The organism is Virgibacillus carmonensis (genome assembly GCF_057836705.1).
The window spans coordinates 1-604 of record NZ_JBYQFJ010000259.1; the positions used below are offsets into that span (position 1 = coordinate 1).

1 protein-coding gene is annotated in these 604 nt (G+C 34.8%); it reads right to left on the minus strand.

Annotated features, from left to right (window positions below):
- The coding region (locus AC3G7N_RS21735; protein WP_489424208.1) for a hypothetical protein at nucleotides 1–313 on the minus strand (313 nt) is incomplete at its 3' end.
- Nucleotides 314–604 lie beyond the last annotated feature (291 nt).

Sequence of the window (604 nt, forward strand, 5' to 3'; positions counted from 1 at the left end):
AATTGTTTCGAATTGGTTCCATCATTAATGACCAACTGAAATTATTTACAAAATGCAGGTAGGATGTATCATTTGCAAAATATTCTTTGTATCGTTTTTCTTCATATTTCACGAAATCTTCGAGACCATCACTTTTCAACACTTGTTTAAGTTCATCCGTTGGACCAGTAAGGGTCTTATGTACGACTGCTTCAATCGTTTGTATATGCGCATCTTGTGTTTGGTTTTCTGTTTTTTCAGTACAACCCACTACCATTAAGAGAATTGAAGCAAATAAAGCAGTTACCAAAAATTTGTACGTACATTTTCTCATATAATCTCCTCCTCGTATGTCATACCCATTTTACCACAATATTCCGAATAATATCTTAAAAAGTTCATTTACTTAACATCGAGCGAACTATCCTAGATAGATTATATAGTGAACCTCCCCCACCAAATCACAGATTTGGAAGGGGCTTCAATTGACTTAAATACAGCAAACGTCACGCTTAAGTTAAAGCACCTTTGGTGCTAAATGAGACCCAATAAACTAGAAAAACTAAAAGGAAAACTCCGGTAGTGATTAATCCATTCGAATCCTTATCTACAGGGAATCGATTTT